Below are 272 nucleotides of genomic sequence, written 5' to 3'. Positions count from 1 at the left end.
CATGGCATTTGTAGACCTTCTCGGCTTCCGGCTTTCGGACATCGCCGACTTCGACCGCGACACAGCCCTTGCTGCCGGGCTGAACCCGTCGCGCATCCGAGAATGGTCACGCGTACACGACGTCTACTACGGAGCGACGAAATTCACGCGGAAACAATCCGACGCACGCCACATGGCAGCAGACACACCCTTGGATCAGTTGTGTTTGATTGAACGCAAACTCGCCATTGTCGACGACGCCGCGAAGCGTTGGCGGTTGCGTTTTACCCTGC

General features: G+C 58.5%; 1 pseudogene. It reads left to right on the top strand.

The window, feature by feature from the left end:
* A pseudogene (locus HMPREF2734_RS12020) lies at positions 1 to 272 on the top strand (hypothetical protein); the annotation flags it as partial.

This window comes from Corynebacterium sp. HMSC055D05 (genome assembly GCF_001810365.1).
GTDB classification, from domain to species: domain Bacteria; phylum Actinomycetota; class Actinomycetes; order Mycobacteriales; family Mycobacteriaceae; genus Corynebacterium; species Corynebacterium coyleae.
Note: the sequence above shows the minus strand (reverse complement) of the source record. Positions and strands in the feature narration are given on the sequence as shown.